Here is a 6,348-nt window from a genome sequence, read left to right on the forward strand (position 1 = left end):
GCGCCCGGTCACGCCCCCGACGCCACCGCGGTCCCGGGGGACCTGTCCCCGCAGGCCCTGCTGGCGCTGCAACGCCGCGCCGGCAACGCCGCCGTGGGCCGGCTGCTGGCCGCCCGGCGGCCCGGCGTCGACTCCGGTGCCGCCGGCGTGCAGCGGGCGCCGGCGACCACCACCACGCCCGCGCCGGCCCTGGACGCCGTGCTCCTGACCGGGTTGAACGAGGAGGGGATCTGCGGGAACTTCTCCCGTCGCCGGGAGTGGACGGTCAGCAACCCGCAGCGGGGCGTGATCATCCAGCGGGTGACCCGGGAGTTCGACGTGGAGCGGCACACCCCGCAGGGGTGGACGCCGATCAGCGGTCCGGCCCTGGACGCGTACGTGGCGACCAGCGGCGGCAGCGCCGACGCGACGGTGCTGGAGTACTGGGAGTTGTGGCGGGTCGGCGAGGACGGCACCGTCGGCGACGGCGGTGACGACACCTTCGGGCTGACCGCCCTGATCCCCACCGCCGGGCAGTACCACGACACCACCCGGGGGTCGTACACGATCCGCGGTGAGGCGGCCTTCTACCCCACCGCGCAGGCCCCGGCGGCGTTGGGTTTCCAACGCCACGCGGTGACCACCGCCGGTGGCCTGTACAGCTCCACCACCGCCCCGCAGGTGTCCGCGCTCGGGCTGACCCCCAGCGGCAGTCCGGTCCGGTTCGGTGTGCGCGCGAGCTGGGACAGCACCGACAAGCGCAGCGCGTCGGCGCGGGCGAGACCCCGGGCCGCGACCGCCGGCCCGTACACGCCACGGGGGGCGTGGAGCACCGTCGTGGAGCTCTGAGCCGCCCGCAGCGGCGCGGGCCACCCGGCGCGGGTCCGGTGGCCGCCGGGGTCAGCGGGTCAGGGCGGCGACGGCCTCGGCGACGCCGGTGTCGCCGCCGACGAGTTCGGCGCACACCCCGGCGGTGCGGGGCTGGTCGAGCAGGGCGAGCAGCACGGCCGCGACGTCGGCGCGGGGCACCGCCCCGGAGTCGACCTGCGGGGCGAGGGCGACCCGCCCGGTGGGCGGGTCGTCGGTGAGCCGGCCGGGCCGCAGCACCGTCCAGTCGAGGTCCCGGCCGGTGAGGTCGTCCTCGGCGGCCTTCTTGGCCCGCAGGTAGGCGACGAAGACGTCGTCGGTGCCGGCGGCCGGGTCGCGGTCCACGCCCATCGAGGAGACCAGCAGGTAGCGGCGCACCCCGGCGGTCTGGGCGGCGTCGGCGAGCAGGCCGGCGGCGGCCCGGTCGACGGTGTCCTTGCGGGCGGCGCCGCTGCCGGGACCCGCGCCGGCGGCGAAGACCACCGCGTCGGCGCCGGCCAGGTGCCCGGCGACGGTGTCGACGTCGGCGTGCTCCAGGTCGCACCGCACCGGCTCGACGCCGAGGGCGGTGAGCGTCGCCGCGTGGTCGGGGTTGCGGATCAGGCCCACGGGGGTGTCGCCCCGGCGGGCGAGGTCCTGTCCGAGCAGTCGGGCGATCTTGCCGTGGCCTCCGGCGATGACGACACGCATACCCGTCACCGTAGCCGCCGCCCGACCCCGGTGCTCGCCGGCCGGGCGGCGGTTGAGGCAGCATGGACGGGTGACGGACACGTTCGAGGCGCTGGCCGGGCTGGTCGCCGCCGGTCAGGTGGTGGTGCTCAGCGGCGCCGGCCTGTCCACCGAGTCGGGTATCCCGGACTACCGGGGGCCTTCCGGGGTAGCCCACCGGCACACCCCGATGACGTACCAGACGTTCACCGGGGACCCGGCGGCCCGGCGGCGGTACTGGGCGCGCAGCCACCTGGGGTGGCGGCTGGTGGCCCGGTCGGCGCCGAACGCCGGGCACCGGGCGGTGGCCCGGTTGCAGCGGGCCGGCCTGGTCACCGGGATCATCACGCAGAACGTCGACGGGCTGCACGGCGCGGCGGGCAGCGACCGGGTGGTGGAGTTGCACGGCCGCCTCGACCGGGTGGTCTGCCTGGACTGCGGTGACCGGACCGGCCGCGACGACCTGGACCGGCGGCTGCGCGCGGCCAACCCGGGGTTCGTGGCGCGGGCCGGGGCGGTCAACCCCGACGGGGACGTGGAGCTGGGCGACGCGCAGGTGGCCGCGTTCCGGACGGTGGACTGCGGGGCGTGCGGGACGGGCATGCTGAAACCGGACGTGGTGTTCTTCGGCGAGACGGTGCCGGCGCCGCGGGTGGCGTCGTGTTTCGACCTGGTGGGGCGGGCCCGCGCGGTGCTGGTGCTGGGGTCGTCGCTGACCGTGATGTCGGGGCGGCGGTTCGTGATCCGGGCGGCGAAACTGGGCATCCCGGTGGGGATCGTCAACCAGGGGCCGACCCGGGGTGACGGGTACGCCCACGCCCGCCTGGACGCCCCGCTGGGGGTGGCGTTGCCGGCGCTGGCCGACCGGGTCACCGCCGCCGTGCCGGCGGCCGCCGCCCGTCCGGTGGAGGTGCCGGCCGCCGGGTGACCCCTCCGCCCCGGCCCCGGGCGGGGGACGACATGCCCCGGAAACACCGACGCTGGTAGCGTTGACCATGCCGGTACCACCCACGGGGGAGAGACCGCCCGACCCACCGGCGGCGCCGAAGGGGCATATCCTCCCCGGAACCTCTCAGGCAAAAGGACCTCGTGGGCAGGCACTGTGGAGCGCCCGCGTCGCCGTGGGTGCGACTCAGGGGGAGGCCGACCTGTCGACCTCACCCCTCGGGAGCGCCCCCATGACCACCGCACCGTTCGCCGACCGGCACATCGGTCCGGACGCCGACGACGAACGCCGGATGTTGGAGGTCGTCGGGTACGGCTCGGTCGACGAGCTGATGGACGCGGCGATCCCCGAGGTGATCCGCTGGCACGGCACCCTGGACCTGCCGGCGCCGGCCAGCGAGGCCGAGACCATCGCCGAGCTGCGCGCCCTGGCGGCCCGCAACACCGTCGCCGTGTCCATGATCGGGCTGGGCTACCACGGCACGCACACCCCGGCGGTGATCCGCCGCAACGTCCTGGAGAACCCGGCCTGGTACACCGCCTACACCCCGTACCAGCCGGAGATCAGCCAGGGCCGGCTGGAGGCGCTGCTGAACTTCCAGACGATGGTGTGTGACCTGACCGGCCTGGCGACGGCCAACGCGTCGATGCTCGACGAGGCGACCGCGGCGGCGGAGGCGATGACCCTGGCCCGCCGGGCGTCGAGGTCCCGCAGCCCGGTGTACGTGGTCGACGCGGACACCCTGCCGCAGACCGTGGCGGTGCTCACCGGCCGGGCGGAGCCGCTCGGCATCGAGGTGCGGGTGCTGGACCTGGCCGCCGAGGAGTTGCCGGTGGAGTTCTTCGGCCTGCACCTGCAGTACCCGGGGGCGTCCGGGGCGGTCCGCGACCACGCCCCGCTGGTGGCGGCGGCGCACGCGGTGGGGGCGCTGGTGTGCGTGGCGGCGGACCTGCTGGCCATGACGCTGCTGCGCCCGCCGGGGGAGATCGGCGCGGACATCGCCGCCGGCACCACCCAGCGGTTCGGGGTGCCGATGGGCTTCGGCGGGCCGCACGCCGGGTACCTGGCGGTGCGCTCCGGGTTGGAGCGGATGCTGCCCGGCCGGCTGGTCGGGGTGTCCCGGGACGCGGCCGGGGACCGGGCGTACCGGCTGGCGTTGCAGACCCGCGAGCAGCACATCCGGCGGGAGAAGGCGACCAGCAACATCTGCACCGCGCAGGTGCTGCTGGCGGTGATGGCCGGCATGTACGCCGTCCACCACGGCCCGGACGGGCTGCGGGCGATCGCCCGGCACGCCCACGGCGCGGCGGTGCGGCTGGCCGGCGCGCTGGACGCCGTGGCCGGGGCGCGGGTGGTGCACACCGCGTTCTTCGACACGCTGCTGGTGGCGGTGCCCGGCCGGGCGGCGGCGGTGCTCGCCGAGGCCGCCGCGCGGGGGGTGAACCTGCGGCTGGTCGACGACGACCACGTCGGGGTGGCCTGCGACGAGACGACCACCACGGCGCACCTGACGGCGGTCCGCGACGCGGTCGCCGCCGCCCTGGGCGTGCCGGCCGGTCCGGCGTTGCCGCATGAGTCGGCCAGTCCGGTGCTGCCGGCGGAGCTGGCCGGGCCGGCGGTGCCGGCGGGGCTGGCCCGCACCTCGGAGTTCCTCACCCACCCGGTGTTCGGCGCCCACCGCTCGGAGACGGCGATGCTGCGGTACCTGCGCCGCCTCGCCGACCTGGACTTCGCCCTGGACCGGGGCATGATCCCGCTGGGCTCGTGCACGATGAAACTCAACGCCACCACCGAGATGGAGGCGATCACCTGGCCGGAGTTCGCCGACGTGCACCCCCTCGCCCCGGCCGGGCAGACCGCCGGGTACCGGGAGCTGATCGGCCAACTGGAGGGGTGGCTGGCGGAGATCACCGGGTACGACGCGGTCAGCGTGCAGCCCAACGCCGGGTCCCAGGGCGAGCTGGCGGGGCTGCTGGCGATCCGGGCGTACCACCTCGACCGGGGCGAGGGGCACCGCACGGTGTGTTTGATCCCGTCGTCGGCGCACGGCACGAACGCGGCCAGCGCGGTGATGGCCGGGATGCGGGTCGTCGTGGTCGGCTGCGACCCGGACGGCGACGTCGACCTCGTCGACCTGGACGCGAAGATCGACGCGCACCGGGACACCCTGGCGGCGATCATGGTGACGTACCCGTCGACCCACGGGGTGTACGAGACCGGCATCGCCCAGTTGTGCGCGAAGGTCCACGACGCCGGCGGGCAGGTGTACGTCGACGGGGCGAACCTCAACGCCCTGGTCGGGTACGCCCGGCCGGGCCGGTTCGGGGCGGACGTGTCGCACCTGAACCTGCACAAGACGTTCTGCATCCCGCACGGCGGCGGCGGGCCGGGGGTGGGGCCGGTGGCGGTGCGCGCCCACCTGGCGCCGTTCCTGCCCGGCGACCCGGCCGGGGCGTACGGGTCGGGCCGGCCGGCGATCTCGGCGGCCCGGTACGGGTCGGCGGGGATCCTGCCGATCCCGTGGGCGTACCTGCGGATGATGGGCGCGGCGGGGCTGACCCGGGCGACCGGGGTGGCGGTGCTGGCGGCGAACTACGTGGCGGCCCGGCTGCGGGCCCACTACCCGGTGCTGTACGCCGGCAACAAGGGCCTGGTCGCGCACGAGTGCATCCTGGACCTGCGTCCGCTGACGAAGGCGACCGGGGTGAGCGTGGACGACGTGGCGAAGCGGCTGATGGACTACGGCTTCCACGCGCCGACGATGTCGTTCCCGGTGGCGGGCACGTTGATGGTGGAGCCCACCGAGAGTGAGGACCTGGCCGAGCTGGACCGGTTCTGCGACGCGCTGGTCGCGATCCGGGCGGAGATCGACGCCGTCGCGGCGGGCCGGTGGCCGGCGGGGGACAACCCGCTGAGCAACGCCCCGCACACCGCGGCGATGGTCGCCGCCGACGAGTGGCCGCACCCGTACCCCCGGTCGGTGGGGGCGTACCCGGGCACCGTGGCGCGGGTGGGGAAGTACTGGCCGCCGGTGCGGCGCATCGACGGCGCGTTCGGTGACCGCAACCTCGTCTGTTCCTGCCCCTCGCCCGAGGCGTTCGAGGACTGACGTACGCTGCGCCGGGACGCCTCGACCGGGGCGTCCCGGGTGAATACCGGCCGGACCGCGCCGAGGTCAAGACCGGTGACTGTGGGTAATCGGTCAGGCGACGAGGGCGTGCCGGGCGGGTCCCCGGTGCGGGGCGATGCTGCTGCCGTCGGGGAGCAGCTCGCCGGTGTCCTCGAAGAAGATGACCCCGTTGCAGAGCAGGCTCCAGCCCTGCTCGGGGAAGCAGGCGATGGCCCGGGCGGCTTCCCGGTCCGTCGCGTCAGCAGAGGGGCAGGTGGGCTGGTGCTGGCACATCGGGTTCTCCGGACTGTGGGGGCACTGTGTCATGGTTCACATGACCAGTGACGCACAGTACCAAGTCGAGGCGCGTTACATCGAGCGGCTTTCACCGTGGCGCGGGGGAAATCCACTGAACGGACGAGGAAGATAGGGCCGAGTGGCGTGGAAACGCTCCCACACCGAGTGATTGACGTCCCCGCCGCCCCACCCGGGTGCCGGCACCGGCTGACCGAACGCGCCCGCCTGCACTGGCGCACCAGCGACGGCGGCGACCCCGCCGCCACCGTCCAGGCGTTCCTCACCGCCCACGGACTCCCCGTGACCGACCTCGCCGACCCCACCACCGGCCACCACCCCGACGACCGGACCTGCGGCGCCGCCCTGTACGTCTCCGCCGCCGCCGGCGCCCACCTCGCCGGCGCCCCCACCGGCCCGCCCAGCCCCGCCCCCGCCCTGCCCG

General features: G+C 75.5%; 5 protein-coding genes, 1 pseudogene and 1 riboswitch. Of the genes and pseudogenes, 4 read left to right on the forward strand and 2 right to left on the reverse strand.

Features of this window, described 5'->3' with window-relative positions:
- Positions 1 to 828 (forward strand): hypothetical protein (locus tag AWW66_RS34690; protein WP_211272161.1); only part of this gene is annotated, 828 nt, incomplete at its 5' end.
- 51 nt (positions 829 to 879) lie between these two features.
- Here AWW66_RS34690 and AWW66_RS30955 read toward each other — a convergent pair.
- On the reverse strand, positions 880 to 1,536 hold the full coding sequence (locus tag AWW66_RS30955; protein WP_067374050.1) for an NAD(P)H-binding protein: 657 nt from the start codon (positions 1,534 to 1,536) through the stop codon (positions 880 to 882).
- Positions 1,537 to 1,606: 70 nt separating this feature from the next.
- Here AWW66_RS30955 and AWW66_RS30960 point away from each other — a divergent pair, with 70 nt between their 5' ends.
- Positions 1,607 to 2,482, forward strand: coding sequence for an NAD-dependent protein deacetylase (locus tag AWW66_RS30960; RefSeq protein ID WP_067374053.1), 876 nt, complete (start codon positions 1,607 to 1,609; stop codon positions 2,480 to 2,482).
- Positions 2,483 to 2,557: 75 nt separating this feature from the next.
- Positions 2,558 to 2,652, forward strand: a riboswitch (glycine riboswitch).
- Positions 2,653 to 2,732: 80 nt separating this feature from the next.
- Entirely contained in the window at positions 2,733 to 5,609 is a 2,877-nt protein-coding gene (gene gcvP, locus AWW66_RS30965; protein WP_067374056.1) for an aminomethyl-transferring glycine dehydrogenase, read from the forward strand.
- Between the two features lie 93 nt (positions 5,610 to 5,702).
- On the opposite strand, the gene AWW66_RS30970 is transcribed toward gcvP, so the two are convergent.
- Positions 5,703 to 5,903, reverse strand: coding sequence for a DUF5999 family protein (locus AWW66_RS30970; protein ID WP_067374059.1), 201 nt, complete (start codon positions 5,901 to 5,903; stop codon positions 5,703 to 5,705).
- Between the two features lie 96 nt (positions 5,904 to 5,999).
- Between AWW66_RS30970 and AWW66_RS34695 the strand changes: the two are divergent.
- A pseudogene (locus AWW66_RS34695) lies at positions 6,000 to 6,348 on the forward strand (anthranilate synthase component I family protein); the annotation flags it as partial.

This window comes from Micromonospora rosaria, from assembly GCF_001567585.1.
In the GTDB taxonomy this organism is placed as follows: Bacteria; Actinomycetota; Actinomycetes; order Mycobacteriales; family Micromonosporaceae; genus Micromonospora; species Micromonospora rosaria.

Bases quoted from the DNA above. Each gene is read 5' to 3' on its own strand.
- AWW66_RS30955 (WP_067374050.1), bottom strand. From the start codon at position 1,536: ATGCGTGTCGTCATCGCCGGAGGCCACGGCAAGATCGCCCGACTGCTC.
- gcvP (WP_067374056.1), top strand. From the start codon at position 2,733: ATGACCACCGCACCGTTCGCCGACCGGCACATCGGTCCGGACGCCGAC.
- AWW66_RS30970 (WP_067374059.1), bottom strand. From the start codon at position 5,903: ATGTGCCAGCACCAGCCCACCTGCCCCTCTGCTGACGCGACGGACCGG.